Annotated in this window: 22 protein-coding genes; 10 read left to right on the forward strand and 12 right to left on the reverse strand. The window is 70.1% G+C overall.

Going from position 1 to position 24619, the window contains the following annotated elements:
• Positions 1-44 precede the first annotated feature (44 nt).
• Positions 45-1757 carry an L-glutamate gamma-semialdehyde dehydrogenase gene (gene pruA / locus ACZ6Z4_RS06650; RefSeq protein WP_465558900.1) on the forward strand — a complete coding sequence of 571 codons (1713 nt, stop codon included), beginning with the start codon at positions 45-47 and terminating at the stop codon, positions 1755-1757.
• Here pruA and ACZ6Z4_RS06655 read toward each other — a convergent pair.
• The 3 genes from ACZ6Z4_RS06655 to ACZ6Z4_RS06665 all read right to left on the reverse strand — a co-directional run bounded on the left by ACZ6Z4_RS06655 (position 1705) and on the right by ACZ6Z4_RS06665 (position 3976).
• Positions 1705-2916: an MFS transporter gene (locus tag ACZ6Z4_RS06655; RefSeq protein ID WP_465558902.1), complete on the reverse strand. Its 1212-nt coding sequence runs from the start codon at positions 2914-2916 to the stop codon at positions 1705-1707. The two genes, pruA and ACZ6Z4_RS06655, sit on opposite strands and share 53 nt — an antisense overlap.
• Positions 2913-3215 carry a hypothetical protein gene (locus tag ACZ6Z4_RS06660; protein WP_465558904.1) on the reverse strand — a complete coding sequence of 101 codons (303 nt, stop codon included), beginning with the start codon at positions 3213-3215 and terminating at the stop codon, positions 2913-2915. The genes ACZ6Z4_RS06655 and ACZ6Z4_RS06660 overlap by 4 nt, the downstream gene beginning before the upstream one ends.
• A gap of 119 nt (positions 3216-3334) precedes the next feature.
• Entirely contained in the window at positions 3335-3976 is a 642-nt protein-coding gene (locus ACZ6Z4_RS06665; protein WP_465558906.1) for a TetR/AcrR family transcriptional regulator, read from the reverse strand.
• 137 nt (positions 3977-4113) lie between these two features.
• Here ACZ6Z4_RS06665 and ACZ6Z4_RS06670 point away from each other — a divergent pair, with 137 nt between their 5' ends.
• Positions 4114-4992 carry an alpha/beta fold hydrolase gene (locus tag ACZ6Z4_RS06670; RefSeq protein WP_465558908.1) on the forward strand — a complete coding sequence of 293 codons (879 nt, stop codon included), beginning with the start codon at positions 4114-4116 and terminating at the stop codon, positions 4990-4992.
• 146 nt (positions 4993-5138) lie between these two features.
• Here ACZ6Z4_RS06670 and ACZ6Z4_RS06675 read toward each other — a convergent pair whose 3' ends face one another.
• Together ACZ6Z4_RS06675 and ACZ6Z4_RS06680 are read right to left on the reverse strand one after the other, a co-directional pair.
• Positions 5139-5342: a hypothetical protein gene (locus ACZ6Z4_RS06675; RefSeq protein WP_363673405.1), complete on the reverse strand. Its 204-nt coding sequence runs from the start codon at positions 5340-5342 to the stop codon at positions 5139-5141.
• A gap of 74 nt (positions 5343-5416) precedes the next feature.
• Positions 5417-5914 (reverse strand): DUF2505 domain-containing protein, encoded by a 498-nt coding sequence (locus ACZ6Z4_RS06680; protein ID WP_465558911.1) that lies wholly within the window; start codon positions 5912-5914, stop codon positions 5417-5419.
• Positions 5915-6018: 104 nt separating this feature from the next.
• On the opposite strand from ACZ6Z4_RS06680, the gene ACZ6Z4_RS06685 reads away from it, so the two are divergent.
• From ACZ6Z4_RS06685 to ACZ6Z4_RS06695, 3 genes are all read left to right on the forward strand, one after another.
• Complete coding sequence (locus ACZ6Z4_RS06685) at positions 6019-6528, forward strand: SigE family RNA polymerase sigma factor (protein ID WP_465558913.1); 510 nt, start codon at positions 6019-6021, stop codon at positions 6526-6528.
• A complete protein-coding gene (locus ACZ6Z4_RS06690) occupies positions 6525-7757 on the forward strand; it encodes a hypothetical protein (RefSeq protein ID WP_465558915.1) in 1233 nt (410 codons plus the stop codon). Before ACZ6Z4_RS06685 ends, ACZ6Z4_RS06690 begins: the two co-directional genes overlap by 4 nt.
• 106 nt (positions 7758-7863) lie before the next feature.
• Complete coding sequence (locus ACZ6Z4_RS06695; protein ID WP_465558917.1) at positions 7864-8397, forward strand: hypothetical protein; 534 nt, start codon at positions 7864-7866, stop codon at positions 8395-8397.
• Here the strand turns inward: ACZ6Z4_RS06695 and ACZ6Z4_RS06700 are convergent.
• The 5 genes from ACZ6Z4_RS06700 to ACZ6Z4_RS06720 form a co-directional block, all read right to left on the reverse strand.
• On the reverse strand, positions 8394-9422 hold the full coding sequence (locus ACZ6Z4_RS06700) for an enolase C-terminal domain-like protein (RefSeq protein ID WP_465558920.1): 1029 nt from the start codon (positions 9420-9422) through the stop codon (positions 8394-8396). The two genes, ACZ6Z4_RS06695 and ACZ6Z4_RS06700, sit on opposite strands and share 4 nt — an antisense overlap.
• The gene (locus tag ACZ6Z4_RS06705) at positions 9419-10129 is read right to left on the reverse strand and encodes a FadR/GntR family transcriptional regulator (protein ID WP_465558922.1); all 711 of its coding nucleotides are present in this window, start codon (positions 10127-10129) and stop codon (positions 9419-9421) included. The genes ACZ6Z4_RS06700 and ACZ6Z4_RS06705 overlap by 4 nt, the downstream gene beginning before the upstream one ends.
• Entirely contained in the window at positions 10126-13344 is a 3219-nt protein-coding gene (locus ACZ6Z4_RS06710) for a discoidin domain-containing protein (RefSeq protein ID WP_465558924.1), read from the reverse strand. The genes ACZ6Z4_RS06705 and ACZ6Z4_RS06710 overlap by 4 nt, the downstream gene beginning before the upstream one ends.
• A 91-nt stretch (positions 13345-13435) precedes the next feature.
• On the reverse strand, positions 13436-13843 hold the full coding sequence (locus ACZ6Z4_RS06715) for a hypothetical protein (protein ID WP_465558926.1): 408 nt from the start codon (positions 13841-13843) through the stop codon (positions 13436-13438).
• A gap of 29 nt (positions 13844-13872) precedes the next feature.
• Complete coding sequence (locus ACZ6Z4_RS06720) at positions 13873-14823, reverse strand: glycoside hydrolase family 76 protein (RefSeq protein WP_465558928.1); 951 nt, start codon at positions 14821-14823, stop codon at positions 13873-13875.
• 82 nt (positions 14824-14905) lie between these two features.
• On the opposite strand from ACZ6Z4_RS06720, the gene ACZ6Z4_RS06725 reads away from it, so the two are divergent.
• Positions 14906-18517 (forward strand): glycoside hydrolase family 2 TIM barrel-domain containing protein, encoded by a 3612-nt coding sequence (locus ACZ6Z4_RS06725; RefSeq protein ID WP_465558930.1) that lies wholly within the window; start codon positions 14906-14908, stop codon positions 18515-18517.
• Here the strand turns inward: ACZ6Z4_RS06725 and ACZ6Z4_RS06730 are convergent.
• Entirely contained in the window at positions 18507-20342 is a 1836-nt protein-coding gene (locus ACZ6Z4_RS06730; protein WP_465558932.1) for a hypothetical protein, read from the reverse strand. The genes ACZ6Z4_RS06725 and ACZ6Z4_RS06730 overlap by 11 nt on opposite strands.
• A 165-nt stretch (positions 20343-20507) precedes the next feature.
• On the opposite strand from ACZ6Z4_RS06730, the gene ACZ6Z4_RS06735 reads away from it, so the two are divergent.
• Complete coding sequence (locus ACZ6Z4_RS06735; protein WP_363673379.1) at positions 20508-21356, forward strand: tryptophan 2,3-dioxygenase; 849 nt, start codon at positions 20508-20510, stop codon at positions 21354-21356.
• Here ACZ6Z4_RS06735 and ACZ6Z4_RS06740 read toward each other — a convergent pair.
• On the reverse strand, positions 21353-21817 hold the full coding sequence (locus ACZ6Z4_RS06740; RefSeq protein WP_465558935.1) for a winged helix-turn-helix transcriptional regulator: 465 nt from the start codon (positions 21815-21817) through the stop codon (positions 21353-21355). The genes ACZ6Z4_RS06735 and ACZ6Z4_RS06740 overlap by 4 nt on opposite strands.
• 119 nt (positions 21818-21936) lie before the next feature.
• On the opposite strand from ACZ6Z4_RS06740, the gene ACZ6Z4_RS06745 reads away from it, so the two are divergent.
• The 3 genes from ACZ6Z4_RS06745 to ACZ6Z4_RS06755 are packed head-to-tail and all read left to right on the forward strand — an operon-like array spanning position 21937 to position 24596.
• A complete protein-coding gene (locus ACZ6Z4_RS06745) occupies positions 21937-22572 on the forward strand; it encodes a hypothetical protein (protein WP_465558937.1) in 636 nt (211 codons plus the stop codon).
• 27 nt (positions 22573-22599) lie between these two features.
• Positions 22600-23286 (forward strand): response regulator transcription factor, encoded by a 687-nt coding sequence (locus ACZ6Z4_RS06750; protein ID WP_465558939.1) that lies wholly within the window; start codon positions 22600-22602, stop codon positions 23284-23286.
• A 2-nt stretch (positions 23287-23288) separates the two neighbouring features.
• Positions 23289-24596, forward strand: coding sequence for a sensor histidine kinase (locus tag ACZ6Z4_RS06755; protein ID WP_465558941.1), 1308 nt, complete (start codon positions 23289-23291; stop codon positions 24594-24596).
• Positions 24597-24619: the final 23 nt, after the last annotated feature.

A 24619-nucleotide genomic window follows, 5' to 3' on the forward strand; every position in this document is an offset into this window, starting at 1 on the left:
GTTCGTGGTCCGTGCCCCCGGCGTGGCAGCATGAAGGCGCGAACGTGTCGCGGCAGGCTCCGATCGGGCCGGTCGAGCGACCGTCGTACCCGGCGTACCCACCCCAGTCGATCGAGGAGCAGCGCAGCATGGATGCCGTCACCGCCGTCCCCACCCCCCACAACGAGACGGTCCGCGGTTACGCGCCGGGTTCGGCCGAGCGGGTCAGCCTGGAGGCCAAGCTCAAGGAGTTCAACGCGGCGGGTGCGATCGACCTGACCTGCACGATCGGCGGGGAGCAGCGGCTCGGCGGCGGCGCGCGGATCGACGTCGTCCAGCCGCACAAGCACGCGCACGTGCTCGGCACCCTGGGCAACGCGACCGAGGCCGACGGCAAGGCCGCCGTCGACGCGGCGCTGGCCGCCGCTCCGGCCTGGCGCGCGCTGTCGTTCGACGACCGCGCGGCGATCTTCCTCAAGGCCGCCGACCTGCTGGCCGGCCCGTGGCGCGACACCCTGAACGCGGCCACCATGCTCGGCCAGTCCAAGACCGTGCAGCAGGCCGAGATCGACGCCGCCTGCGAGCTGATCGACTTCCTGCGCTTCAACGTCGCCTTCGCGCGCAACATCATCAACGACCAGCCGATCTCCTCGCCGGGGGTCTGGAACCGCACCGACTACCGCCCGCTCGAGGGCTTCGTCTACGCGATCACCCCGTTCAACTTCACCGCGATCGCCGGCAACCTGCCGACCGCGCCCGCGCTGATGGGCAACACCGTGGTCTGGAAGGCGTCGCCGACCCAGCAGTTCGCGGCGCACTGGACGATGCGGCTGTTCGAGGCCGCCGGGCTCCCGGCCGGCGTGATCAACCTGGTCACCGGTGACGGCATCGAGGTCAGCAAGGCCGCGCTGACCCACCCGGACCTGGCCGGCATCCACTTCACCGGCTCGACGCCGACCTTCCAGAAGCTGTGGAGCACGGTCGGCGCCAACATCGCGTCGTACCGGACCTACCCGCGGCTGGTCGGCGAGACCGGCGGCAAGGACTTCATCCTGGCCCACCCGTCGGCCGACCCGGCGGTGGTGAAGACCGCGATGGTCCGCGGTGCCTTCGAGTACCAGGGCCAGAAGTGCTCGGCGGCCAGCCGCTCGTACGTCGCCCGCTCGGTCTGGAACAAGATCCGCGACGACATCGCGGCCGAGACCGACGCGCTGACCATGGGTGACGTCACCGACCTGTCGAACTTCATCGGCGCCGTGATCGACGACCGCGCGTTCGCCAAGCACAAGGCGGCGCTCGACCGGGCCGCCGCGACCGACTCGATCGAGGTGCTGGCCGGCGGAACGTACGACGACAGCCAGGGCTACTTCGTCCGCCCGACGCTGCTGGTCTCCGACGACCCGACCGACGGGATCTTCACCACCGAGTACTTCGGCCCGATCCTCGGCGTGCACGTCTACGAGGACGGCGACTACGAGACCGTGCTCAAGCAGATGGAGAGCGCGGCGCCGTTCGGGCTGACCGGAGCCGTCATCGCCCAGGACCGGCACGCCGTCGCCGCCGCGAGCGAGTACCTGCGCTTCGCGGCGGGGAACTTCTACGTCAACGACAAGCCGACCGGCGCGGTCGTCGGCCAGCAGCCGTTCGGCGGCTCGCGCGCGAGCGGCACCAACGACAAGGCCGGCTCGATGTGGAACCTGATCCGCTGGGCCAGCCCGCGGTCGATCAAGGAGACGTTCGTCCCGCCGACGGACTACCGCTACCCGCACCAGGGCTGATCGTGCGGCGCTGCACCTTGGTCAGGACCAGGTGCAGCGCCAGCGTGATCGCGAGGATGCCGGCCGCGACGCTCAGCAGTCCGTACGACGCTGAGCCCGCGGCCAGCGTCAGCCCACCGAGTCCGCCGCCGAGCGCGCAGCCCAGCGAGATCGCGCTGCCGTTCAGCGCCATCACGATCGCGGCCGATTCCGGCGCCAGCGCGGCCAGCCGCGCCTGCTGGGGAACGGCCGCGCCACCGTTCCCGATCCCGGCGGCGAAGAACCACACCAGCCCGAGGACCGCGACCGCGCCGATCGCGAACGCGACCACGCCGAGGACCGCGTTCAGCAGCAGCCCGGTCAGCATGACGGTCAGCACGCGGAGCGCGCTGAAGCGGTCGGTCAGCCGCCCGGTCACGGCGTTGCCGAGCATGCTCGCGACGCCGTACCCGAACATGATCGCGATGATCACCCAGCCGCCGTCGTACGCCGGCTGCAGGATGATCGTCGCGTAGGTGAAGCAGGTGTAGCTGCTGCAGAGGATGCCGACTGTGACGAGCAGGCCGGCGAGTAGTTGTGGTTGCTTGAGCGGGCGCAGGCGATCGGCGAGCGATCCCGCGGGCAGGTGCAGGTGGGGAAGCTTCAGCAGGATGCCGATCAGCGCGATCGTGCCGACCCCCGAGACCATCAGCAGCGGGAACCGCCAGCTCGTCTGCCCGAGCGCCAGCCCGACCGGTACGCCGAGCGCGGTCGCGGTCATCCAGCCGCCGAGCACGAACGACAGCGCCTTGCCGCGGTGCCGGATCGGGGTCAGGGCGATCACGTAGCCGGTGACCGCGGCGTTCAGCAGACAGCCGCCGAGCGCCGCGACGACGCGCCCGCCGAGCGCGATCGGGTAGCTCGGCGCGAGCCCGACGACCAGGTTGCCGAGCACGAAGACCGCCAGCGACAAGGCGATCGTGCCGCGCCGCTCCCACCGGCTCGTCAGCGTGCCGAGAACCGGCCCGGCCAGCGCGGACGTCAGCGCGAAGACCGACACTAGCTGCCCGGCCAGCGCCGCCTCGACGTGCAGGTCGGCGGCGATCGCGGGCAGCAGCCCGGCGAGCACGTAGCCGTCGATGCCGGTCGAGAACGTCGCGACGGCGAGCCAGATCAGCGGCCGGTACGACCAGTCGCTCACAGATCCCCGCAACTCCTGCACCCCGCCTGCCGCAGCTGCCGATGTCCCTGGAACGTCGCCGCCGCGGTCTTCTGGTAGTCGAAATGAGCCTTCACGAGCTTCAGCTGCCGTCCGAGCCTATGCCGCTCGAAGATCACCAGCCCAGCCAGGACCAGCACGATGAACACCCGGGCGGCGGTCGGCGACGGGGTGTCCGGGGCCGCGTAGCCGCCGTCGGTGAGACCGGCCGCGCGCTCGACCAGCGTGCCGTTCGGTACGAAGCGGCAGACCTCGGCGTCGTGGGTCCTTGCCCAGAGCAACGCCAGTCCGGTCTGGCCGGAGGTGACGCCAACGCCGTGCTAGGAGTGGGACGTGCGGGCGCTGGACCTGACGTGCTGCGGTCCAGGATGCGGGTGGATCGGCCTTGTGTGGAAGGGGATCAGTGCTCGGTGACGAGTCCGCGCCGGACCGTGATGTAGAACGTGGTCAGGTCGTCGATCAGGTCCTCGAGCTGGCGCCGGTTGTACAGGTCGGCGTCGAGCAGCCAGTCGGAGATCAGGTCGAACAGGCCGCCGACCAGCCCGATCGCCACGCCGTGCCGGGTCCGGCGGTCGAGCTCGGACGGTGGGCCGTCGTACGCGTCCCAGAGCTGTTCGAGGAAGCCGGCGGCCCAGCGGCGGTTGGTCCGGCGCTGGCGCTCGACCGTGGGGGAGATGCCGCCGGCCTGGCCGAAGGTGACGCGCGCGACGCGAGGGTCGTCGACGAGTGCATGGGCGAAGGCCGAGAGCAGGCCGGGGGCGACCTCGCGCTCGCTGCCGCCGGCGTGGGTGCTGGCGAGCCTGGTCATGGTGTCCTCGAGGCGCTCCGACGTGCGCTTCAGGAGCGCGACGTAGCAGGCCTCGCGGCTGTCGAAGACCTCGTAGAAGCTCTTCGTCCCGACGTACGCCGTGGTGCAGATCTGCTCGATCGAGGTGTTCGGGTAGCCCTGCTTCGAGAACAGGTCGAGCGCCGCGTCGAGCAGCTGCTCGCGTCGCTCCGCGCGTCGCTGGTCGGCGTCCAGGCCTCTGATCACTCGCCCCATGCGCGGACGTTACCCTGTGCGGCCGGTCGGTAACCAGCTGACAGGTTTTGAACACGAGGGCTTGTCGAGAACCGGCGGACGTGCTCCACTGTCGGTCACCCCGTCGTCACCGAACGACACAGCCCTCGGGAGCCGCGATGAAACCTCACCTCCTTCGAGCAGCCGCCGGCGTGGTCGCCGGGCTGCTGCTCGCCACCGCCGGGATCGCCTCGGCGGATGCGACGACGTCCCGCGGCGCCGCGCCGTCCTCAGGCTTCGACAACTGGGCCTGCAAGCCGTCGGCCGCGCACCCGAACCCGCTGGTCCTCTTGCACGGCCTCGGCGGCAACGGCCCCGGCAACTACTCCTTCCTCGGCCCGTACCTCGCGGCCAAGGGCTACTGCGCCTTCACCCTCACCTACGGCCAGGCGTCACCCGCGATCCCGGTCGGCGGCACGGTCTCGATCGTCCAGTCGTCGGCGCAGATCGAGGCTTTCGTCCACCGCGTCCTCGCCTCGACCGGCGCCGCGAAGGTCGACATCGTCGGGCACTCCGAGGGCGGCTTCCAGAGCCTGTACGGGCCGAAGGTCCGCGGGTACTCGGCGAAGGTCGGCAAGGTCGTCGCGCTCGCACCGCCGACGCACGGCACGACGTTCGCCGGCCTGGTCAGCGTCGGCGACTACCTCGGCCTGCGGCCGCTGGTCGACCAGGTGCTGCGCGACTTCGGCTGCCCGGCCTGCGACGAGATCATCGTCGGGGGCAGCGAGGTGGCGAAGCTGACCGCGGGCCCGATCGCGCAACCGGGCGTCAAGTACACGGTGATCGCGTCGCGGCTGGATGCGCTGGTGACGCCGCACGAGACGTCGTTCGTCCGCGAGCCCGGGGTGAAGAACCAGTTCGTCCAGGACACGTGCCCGCTCGACCCGGTCGGCCACGTCGGGCTCGCCTTTGACCCGACGGTCGCGCAGTTGGTTGCCAACGCGCTCGACCCGGCGCGAGCGCGCCCGGTCCTCTGCGGCTTCGGCCCACCGCTGTAGCGAAAACGGGCGCGGATGCCGGCAGCAGGGGAGCCTGCATCCGCGCCCAACTCGTGGGATCCCGCCGGCTCGGCCACCGCCCCGGCCGAGCGGGCCGGGCTCACGCCCCACCCATTGCCGGGCGCGGCCTGGCGGCGTACCGGGTTTCAGGCAGTGTGTTCGAGGTGCTGCGACGGCGGGCCGATCAGCAGGGCCGAGCCGCAGCTGACGCAGATCCACTCGCCGGCCGGGTCGTCGACCGGATGGTCCCCGGCCTCGACCCGCTCGAAGAGCACCGTCGCCTCGCAGAACACGCAGTACTGCGTGTCCTCGCCGGCCGACAGTGCGGCAGTCCTTCGCTTCGTACGCACGACTGGCTCACCTCCGGTGACATTCCGTTTCCAGACTGCCACCGGAGCCGGCGCCGGCCGGGTAACGACACGGCTCAGTTGGTGCCGTCGTGCCACTCGCGGCCGAGCTCGTGCTCCTTGGCCAGGCCGGACCGGATCGCCTCGACGACGAACGGCTCGATCTTCTTGCCGATCAGCGGCACCGCGACCTTCACGTCCAGGGTGATCGCCTGCACGGTCTGCGCCCCCTCGGACCGGATCGTCGCGGTGCCCTTCAGCGTCACCGGCGTCCCCGCGATCTCACCGTGCACGTCGGCGTCGCGCGACCCGTCCGGCTTGGCCGCGTGCCAGGTCTCGGTCTGCACCACGGTCAGCGTCTCGCCGACGAACTTGCGGGCGATGTCCGGGACGTCGTCCGACGGCATCTTCCGCTCGACCCGGACCACCGTGTCGTCACCGGTCGTGGTGACCTTGACGTCGTACGACAGCGCCTTGGTCTTCTCGCAGGCCTGCTCGCGGAAGGTGGCGTCGGTGACGATCGCGAAGACTTCCTCAGGGGTGGCGTCGTACGACGCCGACATCTTCAGCTCCATGCGCCACATCATGGCATTACCCGTCGGTCACCCGGCCGTCTGACAACCTTTCACCGCGCGCCTTCCGTACTAGCTCGTGACGGACCGAGTGAGGAGACGACCGGATGGCTTCGCGGGACGAGGAGTTCAGCGCGTACGTCGCGCAGCGGCGCACGCAGCTGCGCCGGGTGGCGTACCTGCTGTGCGGCGACGTGCACAAGGCCGAGGACCTGGTCCAGACGGCCCTGCTGAAGCTGTACGTCGCCTGGCCGCGCGTCCAGCGGGCCGGGAACGTCGACGCGTACGCGCGCCGGATCCTGGTGAACTCCGGCATCGACGAGAGCCGCCGGCCGTGGCGCCGGGAGGCGCCGGGCCTCGACGGACTGGAGGAGCCGTCGATGCCGCCGCCCGCGGTGGAGGACAGCCGGGCGGTGATGGAGGCGCTCGCGAAGCTGCCGATCGGGCAGCGGCGGGTCGTCGTACTGCGGCACTTCCTCGGGATGTCGATCGACGAGACCGCCGCGGACCTGCGCTGCAGCGCGGGCACGGTCAAGAGCCAGAACGCCAGGGCGCTCGCCCGGCTGACCGAGTTGCTCACCGCCCAGTTCGGGACGGTAGGAGGGCAGGACCGATGATCGACGAGAAGGAGCTGGAGGCGAAGCTCATCGAGGCCGCCGCGTGGCAGGACGACCTGCTGCCGCGGACCGCGGGGGAGGACCTGCTGGCCGGGCAGCGCCGGCTGCGTCGATGGCGAGTGCTGACGGGGGCTGGTGCGGTTGTCTCGGCCGCCGCTGTGGGTGCGCTCATCGCGGTGGTGACGAGTTGGCTGTCCCCGGTGCAGGGCGGACTGCCGCCCGCTTCCACCCCTTCGCCGACCAGGCCCGCGGTCACGCCCGGCGAGTTCTCCGGGAACGCGGCCCAGGACGCGGCGTTCGACAAGGCGATGCGGGCCGCGCTGCGGCAGCACCTCGATCCCGCGGGAGAGCATCTCGACTACGGCAGCAAGGGTGGGTTTGCGATCGGGCAGACCCCAGGCATCCGCAGCGGCGGAAACCGGGTCGGCTGGAAGATCGCCGGCCAGGCAGGCGTCGGTTACGTCGATCTCCACGTCTCCACGTCGGCGTCCGCGACCAGCGACCGGTGCGGCTCGATGGCCTTCACGCCGGCGCTGAAGTGCCGAACGGTGACCTTGCCGAACGGCCGCAAGGCGCAGCTCGGCCGGCGCGGCGAGGCGGCCGAGCTGACCTACACGAAGGCCGACGGCGAGTTCGTGATGGTCCGGACCGACCCGTTCTGGGGCAACAACGCGACCGTGCCGGTGCGCGGCATGGGGATCACCGACGCGAAGCTGTTCGCACTGGCCACCGACCTTCGCGTCGACCTGCCGCCGCTGTCGACCGAGCAGCAGGAGGCCGAGGACGAGCTGAAGAACTTCAAGCCGACGTACGCCGAGGCGCACGCGGCCGCCGTACGGGTGCTGACCGGGGGCACGCTCACGCACGCGTTCGACGACACCGTGCCGGAGCAGTTCGGCTCGATCGAGACCTGGCGCAAGGGGGCGCTCGAGCAGTCGGTGATCATCGCCGTCGACTCGGCGCAGTTCGTCAGCAAGTGCTCCGCGCAACTCGGCGGGCTGACCTGCACCGAGGAGACGACGCCCGACGGCCGGAAGGTGATGTACGCCGAGGGAGTGCCGGCCCGGGGGCAGGGCATCCAGAAGTACATGCTCGGCGCCGCGTACCTGCAGCCGGACGGCAACCTCGCGTCGGTCCTGATCCACAACCCCGGCAAGCAGCCCGAGCCCGGCGGCATCACCAAGGAACAGGTGATCGCCCTGGCCACTGATTCAGCGTTGGACCAGTAACGCACTTGTGACGCACTGTGATGGAAACATCATGTCGGCTTGAGTGGTCGGGTTGGTAATTTTCCTACCACTGAAGCCCACTTCGAGGTAGGAGTTCGCGATCCGTGTGCGCACGATGCTGGGGACCACCGCGGCACTGGCCGGTCTGCTCGCACCGGGATTGGTTGCCCTCGGCGCCGAAGCCGCCCCGGCCACGGTGGCCAAGAAGTGCAACACCAAGGAGATCAACTGGTACGTCCGCGGCGGCCACGAGGTCTACGTCGGCACCAACCTCTACTCCGACTGGATGGAAGGCCCCGGCCGCATCACCTACCAGAAGACCGCCACCTCGGAGTCCAACTCGTCCTGGACCGGCGACCTCGGCATCAGCGCCAATGTCGTGATCGCCGAGATCAAGTCCCAGTACGCCAAAACCGTTGGCAAGTCCCACTCGGTCTCCGACAGTTGGTCCTACACCGCCGAGGTCCCCAAGAACAAGATCCGCCGCCTCCACCAACTCAAACAGTCCTGGCGCGTCCAGGTCGTCCGCTGGCGCTACACCACCACCGACTGCAAGAAAACCAAGGAAGTCAGCAACAAGACCGCCACCTTCCCGGTCAAGAACCACGACTACATGTGGATCCTGGTCGGCAAGGCCTAGGAGAGTCCGGGTGCGGTCCCGGCGGTGATCAGGCCGTCGGGGCCGACCGACGGGTCGGTGATGATGGGGTTTCCCCAGACCAGGGCCTCGTAGTACGTGGTGTTGGGGACGGCCATGCAGAGGTGCTGGTTGGGGATGCCCATGCCGTGGATCTCGGCGCGGAGCTGGAAGCTTTCGGCGAGGTGGGCGATCCTCAGCGCGCCGGTGATACCGCCTTTCAGTGCCGCGGAGGTGCGGACGTACGTCGCGCTGCCGGAGTGGATGAAGTCGGCGGTGTTGAAGTGGGCGCCGTCGCTGGTTTCGCCGACCAGCAACGGGATGTCGACGCGTTCGGACAGCCAGCGGTGGCTGGTCAGGTTGAACTCGCGCATCGGTTCCTCGTACCAGCGGAAGCCGAGGTCGCCGAGGACGCGGCCGAGGCGGACCGCGTCGGGCAGGTCGAAGCCGGCCGAGCCGTCGTACATCAGGGCGACGTCGTCGCCGACGTGCGCGCGCAGCCGGGTCGCCAGTTCGGCGTCGCGCCGTACGTCGCCCCAGGCGTGCAGCTTGATCGCGCCGAAGCCGCGCTCCAGGCACTGGTCGGCAACGTCGAGGTACTCCTCGACCGAGTCGTACGTGACCGTAGACGCGTACGCCGGGATGCTGGTCCGGTAGGTGCCGATCAGCGCGTGGACGGGCAGCCCGGCGACCTGGCCGGCGATGTCCCAGAGCGCGATGTCGACCAGGCCGAGGAAGTACAGCGGGAACTCCTCGATCCGGTCGAGTTCCCAGATCCGGTGCCACAACCACTCGCGGTGCAAGGGGTCCTGGCCGATCAGCTCGTCGCGGACGCGGCGCTCGACGAGGTCGGCGGCGATCACCCCGCGCGGCGTCTCGGCGCGCCCGACGACGCCGTCGGACGTGGTGATCTTCAGTACGCCGCCACGCAGCGCGGGCTCCGATCCCGGCAACCCGTCCCGCCACCGGAAGGGGTAGGCGGCCGGGATGTCGACCAGCTCGACCTCGACGCGCTCGATCTTGCTCACAGTCCCTCGCCCTTCAATCGTTCCCTGATCCGCTGCTCGAACTGCGCCTGCGTGGTGTCGATGTGCTGCACCATCCCCGTCGCCGCCTTGTCGGCATCACCCGCCGCGATCGCCGCAGCGATCCCGACATGCTGCTCGGCCGCCACCTCCAGCGACCCCGGCACCGCCCCCGCGAACAGCAGCCGGTCCGACTGCTCCTTGAAGTCCCGCAACGACGTCACCGCCGCCTGGAGAAACACGTTCCCCGAAGCCTCAGCCACCGCATCGTGGAACGCCCGGTCATGAACCCGGAACGCCTCCGGATCCCCGGCAGCCACGACCGAAGCCTCCGCCGCCGTACGAATCGCCTGTACCAACGCCGGCCTCGCCAGCGAAGCCGCCAACCGCGCCGACTCCGCCTCGATCAACCGCCGATGGTCGAACAGCATCGACACGTGCGCGAGATCCGTCGGCTGGAAGTACGACACCTGCCGATCCGCGTTCGTCGGCACCGACACGTAGATTCCGGCCCCCTTCCGTACGGCGACCCGCCCGACGGCCGCGAGCACCTTGATCGCCTCGCGGGTCACCGACCGCCCGGTCCCGAGGATCTCGGCGAGCCCCTTCTCGGTCGGCAGCCGGTCGCCCGGCTGCAACCCCTGCTCGGCGATGTAGGCGAGCAACCGCTCGGCGACCGTCTCGTAGCCCGGCCGGTAGGTGTCGTTCATGAGGACCCACCATAGATGCGCAGCTCGTAGATGCTGCCGCCGTTCCAGTTGGAGTTCACCACCGTGAGCCGCACGTACCGCGCCTGCACCGCCGCCGCGCCGATCGAAGCATTCACCCGTTGACTGGTCGCGACCGTCGTCCGGTCGTCGAAGACCTGCCAGTCGCTCCCGTCGAGCGACATCTCGACCCGGTACTTGTACCCACGCTCCAGCTCGAAGTGCGCCACCACGCTCCGGACCGCGGTCGGCGCTCCCAGATCCACCTGCACGAACGACGGATCCGGCAACCCGAGCCCCTGCGCCCACCGCGTCGACAGATCCCCGTCGACGGCGAGTTCAGGCCGGTTCGGCTCGGAGTACGAGGACACCGTGACAGGTTTCCCGACCGCGAGCCCCGCCTCGCCGTACGTCGTGATGCTGCTCGCCGCACTCGGCGCGGACGCGTTCAGGTTCGCGTCCCGCGCGACGACCGTGAACGCATGCGTCGACCCTGGCGCCAGCCCGTCGACCCGCAGCCTGGCGAACGGCGTCGCCACCAGCTTCACCCCGTCCTGGTAGACCACATAGCTCGTGACATCACCACCAGCAGCCGGCCAGCTCAACTCAATTGCCGTCGGCAACAACACCTCGGCTGACGGCCGGACCGGAGCGGCAGGCGCCACGTCATCGTCAGTCACCACAGAACGCTTCCCGTACACCTCGAGCTCGTAGACGCTGCCCCCGTTGAAGCTCGACCCGGTCACCGTCAGCCGCACGTAACGACCCCGTACCGCCCCCGGCACCGACGCGTAATTGTCCGGCTGCGTCGTCACCTCCCGCGTGCGGTCGTCGAACAGCGTCCAGTCCGACCCGTCCGCCGACACCTCCAGCTTGTACGCGTACCCCCGCGGCAGCTCGAACGTCGTGACGATCCCGGTCACGTCGTACAGCGCCCCGAGATCGACCTGCAAGAACGAAGGATCCGGTAGCCCGAGCCCCTGCGCCCACCGCGTCGACAGCTTCCCGTCGACCGCGAGCGCCGGCACGTTCGGCTCCGAGTACGACGAGACGCTCACCTCCTTGCCCAGCGCAAGGTTCTCCGCCGCCGGCATCGTCACACCAACCGACGGGCTCCGCCCGGACTCGTTGCCCGCGGCATCCCGCGCCGCAACGCTGATGCTGTAACGACGCCCTGCCTCCAACCCGGTCACCCGAGCACTCAGCCCACCGGAAGCACTGAGCGCCCGACCGTCCACGAAGACCGTGTAACCAGTCACCCCGACCGCATCCACCGACCCCGCCCAACTCACATCGGCGATCGTCGGAAAGCTCGTCGTCACCACCGGCCGCCCGGGCGCCGTCGGCGCCACCCGATCACCCGGCGCAGGCTTCGGATCGAGATGCCGGTAGGCCGCCTCGAGCCCAGCACGAGCCACGATCGACGCCGGCAGTTCCGAGCATCCCGCGACCACCGTGTTGTCCGCGATCGTCGAGTCCACCGTCCCGGCCTGGGCCAGGAACACCGGCGTCGACGTGAAGTTGCGCCGGGCATCGATCCCGAGCGCGTGGTTCAGGAAGATCCACCGCTCCGCGACCTCGCACAGCGCGTTCCCGCTGGTCGTGAACCCCTTGCTGCCCTCGTCGTGGTAGATCGCCCCGTACGCCGGCCCCGGCGTCTTCCGGATGTAGTTGCCCGAGACCACGCTGCCCGGCTGCGACCCGAGCGTGTAGATCGCGCCGCCGTCGGCCTGCTTCTTCATGATGTCGCTGATCGCGTTGTCCCGGACCACGTTGTCGCGCGCGGTGGTCGGCGTCGCGTACACCGGGATCCCGGCGTTGCCCGGGTACGCCGGGTTGCCGCCCTGGTCGGTCAGCCCCCAGCCCCACCCGATCGAGATCCCGGAGTACGGCAGGTCGCGGATCTCGTTGTGCTCGATCACCGTGTGCTCGGTGTACCCGGCCAGGATCGCCAGCGATCCGCTGTAGTCGGCCGCCGCGCGGGTGATCAGGTTGTTGCTGACCAGGTTGTCCTTGGTGATCGCCCGCGGGTCGTCCGGGTGGTGGTCGACGACGTCGGTGCCGCCGATCTGGATTCCGGTCGCCGCGACGTCGGTCACGATGTTGCCGCGAACAACGGTGCCCTGGGCTCCGGTGTTCAGGTTGAGGCCGACGGCACCCAGATGCGTGAACGTGCTGTTGGTGAAGGCAACGTTGCGGCTGTGACCGACGTTCACCGCGCCGGGCGTCCTCTGCCAGTGCGGCCGGGTCTCGTCGAAGTCCGGGTGCCCGGTGCCGACGATCCGGAAGCCGGCCTGACCCTCGACGACGCCGTCGGCGCTGCTCGGCGCCAGCCAGGTCGAGTACGCGAAGGTGATGCCGTCGAAGCGCACGTCGCGCACCGGCTCGGCCGCCGTACCAGTGACGTTGACCAGGTCCTCGACCAGCGGCACGGTGACGGTCCGCAGGTCCTGGCCGGGCTTGGGGGACAGGTAGAGGTCGCCCGTCGACTTGTCGAGGTACCACTCGCCGGGGGAGTCGAGCAGCTCGTACGCGTTCTCGATCCAGCTCGGGTTCTGGATCTCGTACCCCTGGTGCAGGTTCGCGTTGTGGAAGCAGGGCTGCTGCATCACCACCGTCGTACCGGATGCCGACTGGACCGGGCAGCGGTAGTGCATCCAGCCCCAGCGGCTGTTCACCTCGATGTCGCCCTGGTTCTTCCAGCCGACCATGCTCCGCGTGGTGTCGGTGTAGCCGGTCGCGGTCTTGCTGAAGCCGGCCGGGTTCTCCGGGCCGCGGGCGCGCTGCTGACGCTCGCCGCCGACGTACAGCTGCCGGAAGTCGATCGCACCGACGTGGGCCTTGTAGATGTTCTTCGCGGGGTCCGACAGCGTCCAGTTGGTGACCGCGCGACCGCCGCTGATCGTCACCTTCGTGCCGGGCAGCGCCTGGTAGACGACCTCGTGGCCGTTCCGGCCGGAGTCGGCAGCGGTCAGCCGGAAGGTGCCGGTACGGCGGTGCTCGCCGGGCAGCAGCACGACGCGGATGTCGGCGCGCTGGTGGCGGGTGAGCTTCCGGACCTGGTCGCGGGCCTGTTCGAGCGTGCCGAACGGGTGCGCGAAGGTCCCAGAGCCGCTGCCGGTCGGTGCGACGTACAGGGTGGTGGTCGCTGGGGTCGCGGCAGCCGGGAGCGGGATCAAGGCGAGCAGACCAGTGAGCGCGAGGGCGCGTCGCAGCATGAGTCAGGCCAATCGGTCGGGCGGGTCCGATAGTTCAGACTTATCGCCGCTCAGAGTGGCACATCAGGCGCAACGATGGGAATAGATCAGGTCAATCCGAGTTGATCCACGTCCAGGTCTCGGTCTCCGCGGTGACGCCGGCCTGCTCGCACCACACCGCCACCTTCCGGTGGTTCTCCTGCAGCGCGAGCCCGTCGCCCAGCTCACCCGCCGCGACCAGCGCGTGGAAGCACGCCACGAGCCGATCGGCCGGCTCGCCTTCGAAGGTCTCGCCGAGCAGCTCCTCCAGGAAGACGGTCAGCGGCTCGAGCCCGGCGTACCCGGCGTAGACGGAGTAGATGTACTCGCGCCCCGGGTCGGACCCCAGCGGAAGGTAGTCGTAGCTCTCGGCGAACGCGATCCCTCGCTCGGCGCGCCCGGCGTCCAGCGTCAGCCGCAGGCCGAACACGCAGTCGTTCCGGGTCCGTCGAACTTCCAGCAGCAGCTCCCGGCGATCCACCGGGCCAGCCTAGACGGCGCCGCCAACCGTCACGGCGTCGCGTTCAGCAGGTCGAGCGCGCTGTGCTGCCGCGCCGCGTCCACCTGATCAACCGGCCCCGACCAGTGCAGCCCGTACTGGTCCCTCTCCGTCCGATCACTCGCGTACGCCCGCTCAGCCTGCCGCTGCACGTACGCCGTGTACGGCCGATCCGGCAACGCCGCGTTCAGCTGCCCGAGCCCTCGCACGTACGCCCCCTTGAACGACGGCGCATCCGCCCCACAGTCACCCGACTCGCACGGCTCGCGCAGAATCCCGTCCGCCGTGTGCAGCCCAGGCGCGACCGTCGCCGCATCAGCCAGCTCCCGCGCCTTCTCCAGCTGGCCCAGCTCGGTCAGCGCACCGATCAGCACCCCCTGGTTGTACGACCACTCCGTCTCACCGTTGTTCCGGCAAGTCGCGAGATCCAGCCCGTCGTTGACCAGCTTCGCGCCGTTGATCATCCCGCTCTGCTCGAACCAAGCCCAACCCGCCTGCGCACGCTCCAGCTGAGCGTCACCGGCCATCCGGTGATGCAGCGCCGCGTTCAGCTGGATGAAGAGCGAGTTCGTGATCGCGTTCTTGTACGTCTTCGCCTCGCTCCACCACACCCCACCGCCGCAGCGGTCGTCCCAGTACGCCGCCATGTGCTCGGCGTCCACGCCCGCCGTCTCCAGATACCGCGCCTCCCCGGTCAGGTCGTACGCCGCAACCCAAGCGAGCCCCCACCACCCGGTGTCATCGAGGTAGTCGTTGCGAAACTGCCCCTGCTGCGCATCCAGGTTCAGCTCGTACGTGCGCGCGATCGCAGCCCGATGCGTCTCGTCCCCGGTCAGCTGCTGCGTGTGGATCAACGCGGTCAGCGCGTTCGCCGAGTTCCACCACCCGGTCGTGTCGAACAGTCCCGTCGCCTCGTTGTAGAACTGCATCAGGCCGTTCGCCGCCGCGACTCGCCGATCCATCGACCCAGCGTCGTCAACCGCCGACCCGGAGTCAACCCCCAACTCTTGACCCGTTCCACGCATCGTCCTAGGAAGATCAACGATGAGGAGACCGATGCGCCGCCTGCGGGGACTGATCGGCAGCCTGCTGGTCCTGGTGCTGCTCGGCGGCAGCGTGGGGATGGCCGCGCCGGCGCCCGACGACGTCTACCGCTACCTCGACGACCCCGGCCGGGTCGCCGAGGGACAGACCGCACCGCACACCCGCCTCTGGCCGTACGCCGATGATGCCTCGGCGCTCAAAGCCGCCGGTACGCCGTACGTGCGCTCGCTTGACGGCGCCTGGAAGTTTCGCCTCTTCGACAAGCCCGCCGACGTTCCCGACGACTTCGCGAAGTCCGGCGGCGCCGGCTGGCCGGCCGTGCAGGTCCCGCACACCTGGCAGAGCGACTTCCTGGATCACCCGATGTTCCGCAACATCCCCGAGGAGCTCTGGCCCGACGTCCCACCGAAGACGCCGCGGGACGTGAACCCGACCGGCGCGTACCTGAAGACGTTCGAGCTGCCTCGTGGTGAAGCGGGCCGCCGGCAACTGCTCCGGTTCGAGGGCGTGACCAGCGGCTACTTCGTCTGGGTCAACGGTGAGTACGTCGGCTACGACCAGGGCGGCTACAGTCCGGCCGAGTTCGACATCACCGAGCACGCCCGGCCCGGCGCGAACACCGTCGCCGTCCAGGTGCACCGCTGGTCGGCCGGCTCGTACCTCGAGGACTACGACCAGTGGCGGTACGCCGGGATCTTCCGCGACGTCTACTCCTACTCCGTCCCGACCTCGCGCGTCCAGGACGTTGCCATCAGCACGGACCTCGACGCGGCGTACCAGGACGCGACGCTCACTGTCGACGCCTCGCTGGTCGATGCCCGCGGCTACCAACTGACCGCGTCGTTGCGCGACGCAACCGGGCATGAAGTGACGGCGCTACATGGAAAGGCCGACGGCGAGCAGTTGAAGCTCAGCGGCGTCGTCGAGGATCCGGCGAAGTGGTCGGACGAAACGCCGACGCTCTACCGCCTGCTGCTCACGCTCACGGACAAGGACGGCCGGATCGTGCACCGGACCAGCCAGCAGGTCGGCTTCCGCGAGATCGAGGTCAAGGACCGGCAGGTCCTGCTGAACGGCAAACGCATCCTGTTCCGTGGCGTCAACCGCGCCGAGACCGATCCGGCGACCGGTCGGCACGTCACCCGCACCGCGATGGAACGCGACGTCCGGCTGATGAAGCAGTTGCACCTCAACGCCGTCCGGACCTCGCACTACGAGAGCGACCCGTACTGGTACGAGCTCGCCGACAAGTACGGGCTGCTGATCGCCGACGAGGTCGACATCGAGACGCACGCGCACGAGCGCTGCCCGAACGCGTGCCTGGCCGACAAGCCCGAGTGGCAGGCGGCGTACGCCGACCGCTTCACCGCGATGGTCGAGCGCGACAAGAACCACCCGAGCGTCGTGTTCTGGGACACCGGCAACGAGGCCGGGCTCGGCGCCGCGCACTTCGCGATGGCCCGCTGGGCCGACGAGCACGACCCGACCCGGTTGCTCTACCACCAGTCGAACGTGCCCGACGGCGATGCGCCGTACGCCGATGTCGCGGGACCGCGCTACCCGACGCCGGCCGCACTGGAGTCCAAGGCGAAGGTGTCGCCGAAGCCGATCGTGATGGGGGAGTACGCGCATGCCATGGGCAACGGTCTGGGCAACTTCGGCCAGTTCTGGGCGCTCGCGCGGAAGTACCCGTCGGTGCAGGGCGGTTTCCTCTGGGACTGGGCCGAGCAGAACCTCGACCAGCCGCTGGTCACGACGCCGGGAGAGGTGCAGACGTTCTTCGTCGGCAAACCCTCGATCGTTGCCGGTCACAACGGCCGAGGGGTCTACTTGTCGGGCCTCGACGACTTCGTCAACGTCTTCCGCGATCCTGCGCTGGATGTCTCCGGTCCGCTGACCGTCGATGCCTGGGTGAAACCCGACGTCTGGTCCGGCTCGTTCCCGATCGTCACCAAGGGCAACCAGTACGCCTTGCAGATGCCCAACGCTGCAACGCTCGAGTTCCGCGTCACCCTGCAGGGCGTCGAGAAGGCTGTGGCGATGCCGGTCCCGGAGAACTGGCACGACACCTGGCACCACGTCACCGGCTCGTACGACGGCACCGCGCTGACCGTCTCGATCGACGGCCGGACGACGCGCCTCCCCGCGACCGGAACGATCGAGCCGACGGTCTGGGAGGTCAACCTCGGCCGCAACGCGCAGCTCCAGCAGGACCACACGCGCACCCGCCTGGCCCACGGCACCATCGACCAGGTCCGCATTCTCTCCGGCGCCAAGCCCGTCCTGTCCCTGGACTTCGAGTCGACGAAGAACGAGGGCACCTTCGCCAGTCTCGGCCTCAGCCTCTCGGGCACGGACGGCTTGGTCAGCACCGACCGAACCCTGCAGCCCGAGACCGCCGAGCTCGCCTGGGCCCTGTCCCCACTGCGCTTCACCTCGACGCGTCCGGGCGTCGTCACCGCGCACAACGAACAACAGTTCGCGCCGCTGAACCTGAAGGTCACTTGGACGATCCGCGAACAACGCAAGGTCATCCGGCAAGGTGCAGTCCCTCTGAGGCTCGCACCGAACGCCAGTCAAACCTTCACCGTCCCGGTCTCCCCGTCGCCCACCGAACGCTTCCTCGACCTCGACGCCGGCCCCCTGCAACGCGACCAGTTCCCCCTCGGCGGCACCACCGCGTCAACCCCGATCGCCGTCGGTCGACCTTCTGTCGCGACTGCCCCGGGCCGCACTGTCGTCTCCGGTCCGAACTTCGCCTACACCTTCACCGCCGGCCGCCTCACCTCCCTGGTTGCCCGCGGCAAACAACTCCTGCGCACCGGCCCGACCCTCGACGTCTGGCGCCCGCCGACCTCGAACGAGACCTACGCCTGGGGCACCGCCGACCGCCTGATCTGGAACCAGCTAGGTCTCGATCGCCTCCGCACCACCCCCGGCGCCACCCGAACCACACGACTCAAAGACGGCCGGGTCCAGGTCACCGTCCCCAGCTCCGCCGCCGCCCCCGGCCATGCGAGTGAGCTCGCCTTCCAGCAGACGATGACCTACACGATCGACGCGGCGGGGACGATCACCTTCGCCCACCAGGTCACCCCGACGGGCAGCAAACTCAGCACCCTCCCGTACCTGCCCCGTCTCGGCTTCCAGCTCCAGGTCCCCGACACCCTCAAGAACTTCGCCTACTACGGCCGCGGCCCCGAAGAGTCCTACAGCGACCGAGCGCAAGGCACCCGCATCGGCGTCTACGACAGCACGGTCGACCAGCAGTACGTCGCCTACTCCCGTCCACAGGCCTACGGCAACCACACCGACACCCGCTGGACCACCCTGTCCGACCGGCAGCACGGCCTGATGGTCGCCGCTGCAGCAGGTGCCTCAGTAGACGTCAGCGTCACGCCGTACGACCGGCTGGACCGCGCGGAGTACGACTTCCAGCTCCCGCTCGTCCGCAACCGCGGCTGGGTGACGCTGCACGTCGGCGCCGCCGAGACCGGCATGGGCGAGACGCCGAACGGCGTACTCCCGCCGCACCGGATCGACCCGACCAAGCCCCGCACGTACGCCGTGACGCTGCGCCCGCTGTCCGCAGCGGAGGCCGCTACTTCATGAGCGGCCGGATGGTGTCGCCGGTGGTCAGGTGCGCGCTCACCGGCGAGGTCACCTTCCCCGGCAGCGCTACGACCGAGCCCGGGATGTTCTGACCACCAACGGTGAGCCGGTCGACCTTGCGGCTACCAGCTGCCAGCAGGTACGTCGTACCGGTCGGTGAGCGCCAGGCGGTCGTTGCCAGCACGTTCTGGTCGAACCGGCTGCAGATAGCCGTGTTGGATGCCTGGCCGGCGGCCAGCCCGGCCGGGAACAGCTTCACGCTCGCCCAGCCGCCACCGGACCAGCTGTCCGACCGGGTGCACACCCACGCGCCGTAGGTCCCGTCCGGCAGCCGCTGCTCGGCGAAGGTCCAGTTGTTGGCCGCCTTGACGCCCTTGTTCTCCAGGGCTTGCAGCCCGCACACCGTGCGCGCCCAGCTCACCAGCGCGGCACCACTGGTCGCCTCCCGCGGGAAGCGCGCAGGCCCGAGCGACGGCGGCGGCATGTAGGTCAGGTGCACCGGCGACAGCCCGCCCAGGTACGTGACCAGGAACGCATGCTTCTCCGCGATCGCCTCCGACGAGCGCAGCTGCAGCGCGGGCCACGACGAACAGTCGGCAGCCGGAGGCTTCACCGGCGCGGTGATGCCATCCGCCGTCGGCAGCTTGCCGGTCGGCGTGTCCGGCTTCTTCAGGTCCCGCAGGCCGGTCTCCGCGACCCACGGCGCGGCCAGGAACCGTACGCCGTCGGCGTTCTCGCTGATCGCGACGACGGCGGAGGTGGTCACGTCCGCGTCGTCGGAGCGCGCAACGACCAGCTTGCCGTCGCGGTCGCTGTAGCGGGCGATGCGCTGGCCGTCGTGGAACAGCACCACGGCGGCGCCGTCGACGTCACCGGCGTACAGGAGCTGCGGGGCCTCCGCCGGGGCGACCGGCGACGTACCGGCCACTGCCATCACGCTCGTCCCGTCCGACCAGGTACGGAGCGCTCTGGACAGCAGCTCGCGGTCGCCGATCCGGCCGCCTCGTGCGGGCCACGCGGTGAAGTCCACCCGGGCCGTGTCCTGCCACAGCACCCGCGACCGTCGCAGGTCGTCGGCGCTGAGCTGCTTGGTCACCGGCTGCTGCGCCACGACCGGAGCGGCCTGCGCCGTCTCCTTGCGCCCAGCGGTCAGCACCAGCGAGGCCAGCAGGACCAGGGCCAGCAGCACGGTCACGATGATCGCCACCGCCCGGCCACGCGCCTTGCGGCGCATCAGGTCGGTCGGCGCCAGCCGCACGGCGCACGGGTCGAACACCTGCGCGTCCAGCGGCCCGCTGACCCCGGCGACCGCGCTCTCGTCGAGCTCGGCCGCCTCCTTGATCGCCGCGGCCGCGGAGTCGACCCCCGCCGCGCGGAGCTCGCTCTCGGCGTCGCCGACGCTCAGGTGCTCGATGCGGACCAGCGCCCACGCGGCGCGGGCTTCCGGCGTACAGGCCGCCATCACCTGGTCGAGCACGAGGTCGTCGGCCGCACCGGAGCGCGGGAAGAGGCGGAAGCCCCAGACCTGCGGCAGCAGCCGCAGCGGCGGCCGCGTGTGCGCCTGCCGGACGGCGTCGTGCAGCACCTTGCGACGGACGTACGCCGCCGCGCTGGTCTCACCGGTCAGCTGCCGCTCCAGCTTGCGCCGGTCGGGCATCGCCCGCTGGACCACACCGTGCGCCGCCAGGACCCGCCGGTGCCGGCCCAACGCCGACGGAAGCACCAGGTAGGCCAGGCGCACCAGCGCCGGGTAGTTCTCCAGCAGCGCCGCCTCGACCTCGGCCGGACCGACCTCGACCGCCGCCACTCGCTCCAGCGTGTGCACGTGCCCACCACATCTCACATCGACCCCGTTGACCTCATTTCCAACGAACGAAGGCTGCTTGCGTCACACCACCTTCTCGAACACGTCACAGCCGGAGCGTCGCAGTGCCGCCTACGGGACCGAGTTCCACAGGTCACCGGCTGTAGTGGCGGTTATCCTCGGCCCGTGAGCAGCCAGAGCGAGAACGAGGGACGTCCCAGCGCCGACGCCGTGACCGGCCGGTGGGACGGTGTCGACGTGCACTTCGGCGAGGAGGGCGGCCGGCTCACCTACGGCAGCTACCTGCGGCTGCCGCAGCTGCTCGACCAGCAGCGGCTCGAGTCGGACCCGCCGGCGCACGACGAGCTGCTGTTCATCACCATCCACCAGGTGTACGAGCTGTGGTTCAAGCAGGTCCTGCACGAGATGACCGCCTCCCGGGACGCGATGCTGTCCGGTGAGCTGTGGCTGGCCCAGCACCTGCTCCGCCGGGTGCACACGATCGAGCGGACGCTGACCCAGCAGGTCGACATCCTGGAGACGATGACGCCGCAGGACTTCGGCGAGTTCCGGCACCGGCTGTCGCCGGCCAGCGGGTTCCAGTCGGTGCAGTTCCGGGAGATCGAGTTCCTGTCCGGCGCGAAGGACCCGTCGTTCGTGAAGCGGTTCCGCGGGCTGACCGACACCGAGAAGGCCCGGCTGGAGCAGCGGCTGGACGAGCCGACGCTGTGGGACGCGTTCCTCGGCGTACTGGAGTCTGCCGGGTTCGGTACGTCGTCGGAGGAGGACCTGCGGACCGGGTTGTCGGCAGTCGCCCGCGACCGGAGCAAGTACGGCGCGATTTGGGAGCTGGCCGAGGCACTGCTGCAGCACGACGAGCTGGCAGCGGCCTGGCGTGCGCGGCACGTGGTCATGGTCGAGCGGATGATCGGCACCAAGCCTGGCACGGGCGGGTCGTCAGGCGCCGGCTACCTGCGCTCGCGGCTCGACCTGCGCTACTACCCGCACCTGTGGCATCTGCGGACGTCGCTCTAGGACGAGACGGTCAGCTGCTCCATCGCCACCGCGTGGCCCTCACTGCACTCCGCCTTGATGGTCACCGGTGCGTCGCACCCGCTGTGGCTCAGCTTGATCGGCGCTGCCGCCGCCTGGTGCTCGTTGCTCCACTGAGCCAGCGCGAACACCACCGGCATCAGCGCCTCGCCACTGGCGGTCAGCTTGTACTCGTACCGCTTCCGCTGCCCCGGCTCCTGGTACGGGAACTTCTCCAACACACCCTGCTCGACCAGCGCCTTCAGCCGCCCGGCAGTGGTCGCCTCCGTCAGCCCGCTGCGCGCAGCGAAGTCGTCGAACCGCGTGGCGCCGTAGTACGCCTCCCGCAGCAACAGAATCGCCGACCGCGTCCCGACCGCCTGCACGGCCACGTCGATCGGGCAGTGCTCACCCAGTGGTTCATTCCCACGCCGGGCCAGCCGCCCGGCCAGTTGAACGTGCATGTCTTTCAGCGTACTCGCTGACTAATGCGCACTAAAGCCAGGCGGGCGCACGAGTTCGGGGCGCGGGTAGGCGGCTCCTGCGTTAGTGTCACGCCTCTACAGCTCCCGGGAGGCGGCACGTGAAGCTCTACTCCGCAGTGCGAACCCAGCGCTTCTGGCAGGTCTTCGGAGACCTGATGCTGGTCGGCTGGATCGCCCTGTGCACAGCGCTGGGCCTGGCCGTCTTCCGCATCACCAACGCCCTCGGCTACCCCGGCCGCAAGGCCGCGTCGGCCGGCGACGGCCTCGCCGAAGACCTCCGCAAACTCTCCGAACCGGTCGGCCGCGTCCCCGTCGTCGGCGACGAGCTCAAAGCCCCCGTGGACGGCGCCGCCGGCGCCGCGGTCCGCCTCGCCGACGCCGGCCGCGAGCAGGCCCACGCGGTCGAACAACTCGCCTACCTGCTGGCCGGCGTCACCATCACCCTCCCGGTCCTCTTCGCCCTCCTGATCTGGCTCCCAAGGCGCATCCGCTTCTCCCGCCGCGCCACCGCCGCCCAGAAGTTCATCCACAACGCCGCCGACCTCGACCTGTTCGCCCTCCGAGCCATGGCCAACCAGCCGATGCACAAGCTCGCAAAGATCTCCGACGACCCGGTCGCCGCCTGGCGCAACCAGGACCAAGCAGTCATCACCCAACTGGCCGACCTGGAACTCCGAGCTACCGGCCTGAAGGCCCCCAAACAACTCACCCCACCCCAGGAACTCACGGAGTGAGCTGGCCCGCCCGTCTACTCTCAACCCATGGCCCGGGTGCTGCTGGTTGAGGACGACGACGCGATCCGCACCTCCCTGACCAAATCCCTCACCGCAGCAGGCCACGTCGTCACCCCCCTCGCCGGCGGAGCGGACGGCGTCGCCGCCGTCGCCCGCGACAAACCCGACGTCCTCCTCCTCGACCTCGGCCTCCCCGACCTCGACGGCCGTGACGTGCTCGCCATGGTCCGCTCGGTCAGCGACGTCCCCGTCATCGTCGCCACCGCCCGCGACGACGACGCCAGCGTGGTCGCCCTGCTTGACGCCGGTGCCGACGACTACGTCATCAAACCCTTCAGCTCGGTCCAGATCGACGCGCGGATCCGCGCCGTCCTCCGCCGTAGGGGCCCTGAGCAACAATCAGAGGCCCTCCAGCTCGGCGCCCTGAAGATCGACCCGCGCAGCCGCGAGGTCACCGTCGACGGCAGTCCGGTCGACCTGACCCGCAAGGAGTTCGACCTCCTGCTCGCCCTGTCCCGTCGCCCCGGCGCCGTCGTCACCAAACGCGAGCTGCTCGCCGAGGTCTGGGGCCTCCCGTGGGGCGGCGGCGACCGGACGGTCGACGTCCACCTGTCCTGGCTGCGCCGCAAACTCGGCGAAACCGCGGCCGAACCGCGCTTCCTGCACAGCGTCCGCGGCGTCGGCATCAAACTCGCCGCCCCCGAGGGCAGCTGACGATGCGCCGCCGGATCCTCCTGCTGTCCGTCGGGATGACCACGCTCGTCGTGCTCGCGTTCGCCGTACCGCTGACGCTGCTGATGCGTAACGCCGCCGTCGACGAAGCGCTCGAGAAGGCCCAGTTGCGCGCCCAGAACGTCGCGTACTACGTCGGCGACAAGGACAACTCGCCCGACGAGATCGCGGCGTACATCGAAGGTGTCGCCGACGACGGCCCCGGCCTGATCTCCGTCCAGCTCCCCGGCGGCTCGCTGCTCGGCGACGCTCCGCCGGGCGGCGCCAAGCAGCCCGAGTCGGTCCCGGGCGGCTACGACGAGGGCCACAAGGGCCCGCCGAAGGTGTCCGCGGCGACAGTCCGCGAGGTCGACGGCGGCAAGGTCACCGAGATCGACGTCGCCCGCGAGGGCGGCCCGGCGGGCGTCTGCCTGTTCCTCACCGACTCCCAGCTGTACGACGGCCTCGCGCTCCAGATCGGCTTCCTGATCGCCGGCAGCCTGCTCGTCCTCCTGCTCAGCATCGCCGGCGCCGAGCTGGTCTCCCGCCGCCTCGCCCGCCCGCTCGAAGAAACAGCCCGTACGGCGGAACGCCTGGCCCGCGGCGACACCGACGCCCGCGCCCCGACCACCGGCCCCGCCGAGGTCGCCCAGGTCGGCGCCGCCCTGAACGGCCTCGCCGACCGCATCGACGAGGTCATCGCCGTCGAGCGCGAGGCCGTCGCCGACCTCTCCCACCGCCTCCGTACGCCGCTCACCGCGCTCCGCCTCCAGGTCGAAGCGCTGCCCGACCGCGAACGCGCCGAGGAGCTGAACACCCAGGTCACCTCCCTGGAACGCACCCTGACCGCGGTCATCAAGGCCGCCCGCCGCCCGCAGCGCGAGGGCCGCGTCCCGCACTGCGACGCCGTCGAGGTGGTCCGCACCCGCGCCGCGTTCTGGGCGCCGCTGTTCGAGGACCAGGGCCGCCACCTCACGCTCGACCTGCCGACCCCGCCCGCCGAGATCCGCCTCGCCGCCGAAGACCTGGCCGCCGCCGTCGACGCGCTGGTCGAGAACGTCGTCGCCCACACCCCCGACGGCACCGCCGCCCGGATCACCCTGTCCCGCGAGCGCGTCGCCTCCAATCCCGGTATCCGCCTCGTCGTCGCCGACGAGGGCCCCGGCATTCCGCTCGGCGCAGGCACCCGCGGCCGCAGCGACCGCGGCTCGACCGGCCTCGGCCTCGACATCGCCCGGCGCGCCACCGAGGCCGCCGGCGGCACCCTCACCATCCACGGTTCGGCGGTCCACCTCACCTTCCTCGGCCAATAGCTGCCGCCTACACCACAAAAGGT

It is taken from the genome of Kribbella sp. NPDC104740 (assembly GCF_055583505.1).

Coding starts and splice junctions, on each gene's coding strand:
- ACZ6Z4_RS06665 (WP_465558906.1), bottom strand. CDS start 3,976: ATGGGGCGAGTGATCAGAGGCCTGGACGCCGACCAGCGACGCGCGGAG.
- ACZ6Z4_RS06670 (WP_465558908.1), top strand. CDS start 4,114: ATGAAACCTCACCTCCTTCGAGCAGCCGCCGGCGTGGTCGCCGGGCTG.
- ACZ6Z4_RS06680 (WP_465558911.1), bottom strand. CDS start 5,914: ATGGAGCTGAAGATGTCGGCGTCGTACGACGCCACCCCTGAGGAAGTC.
- ACZ6Z4_RS06685 (WP_465558913.1), top strand. CDS start 6,019: ATGGCTTCGCGGGACGAGGAGTTCAGCGCGTACGTCGCGCAGCGGCGC.
- ACZ6Z4_RS06690 (WP_465558915.1), top strand. CDS start 6,525: ATGATCGACGAGAAGGAGCTGGAGGCGAAGCTCATCGAGGCCGCCGCG.
- ACZ6Z4_RS06705 (WP_465558922.1), bottom strand. CDS start 10,129: ATGAACGACACCTACCGGCCGGGCTACGAGACGGTCGCCGAGCGGTTG.
- ACZ6Z4_RS06710 (WP_465558924.1), bottom strand. CDS start 13,344: ATGCTGCGACGCGCCCTCGCGCTCACTGGTCTGCTCGCCTTGATCCCG.
- ACZ6Z4_RS06720 (WP_465558928.1), bottom strand. CDS start 14,823: ATGGATCGGCGAGTCGCGGCGGCGAACGGCCTGATGCAGTTCTACAAC.
- ACZ6Z4_RS06725 (WP_465558930.1), top strand. CDS start 14,906: ATGAGGAGACCGATGCGCCGCCTGCGGGGACTGATCGGCAGCCTGCTG.
- ACZ6Z4_RS06740 (WP_465558935.1), bottom strand. CDS start 21,817: ATGCACGTTCAACTGGCCGGGCGGCTGGCCCGGCGTGGGAATGAACCA.
- ACZ6Z4_RS06750 (WP_465558939.1), top strand. CDS start 22,600: ATGGCCCGGGTGCTGCTGGTTGAGGACGACGACGCGATCCGCACCTCC.
- ACZ6Z4_RS06755 (WP_465558941.1), top strand. CDS start 23,289: ATGCGCCGCCGGATCCTCCTGCTGTCCGTCGGGATGACCACGCTCGTC.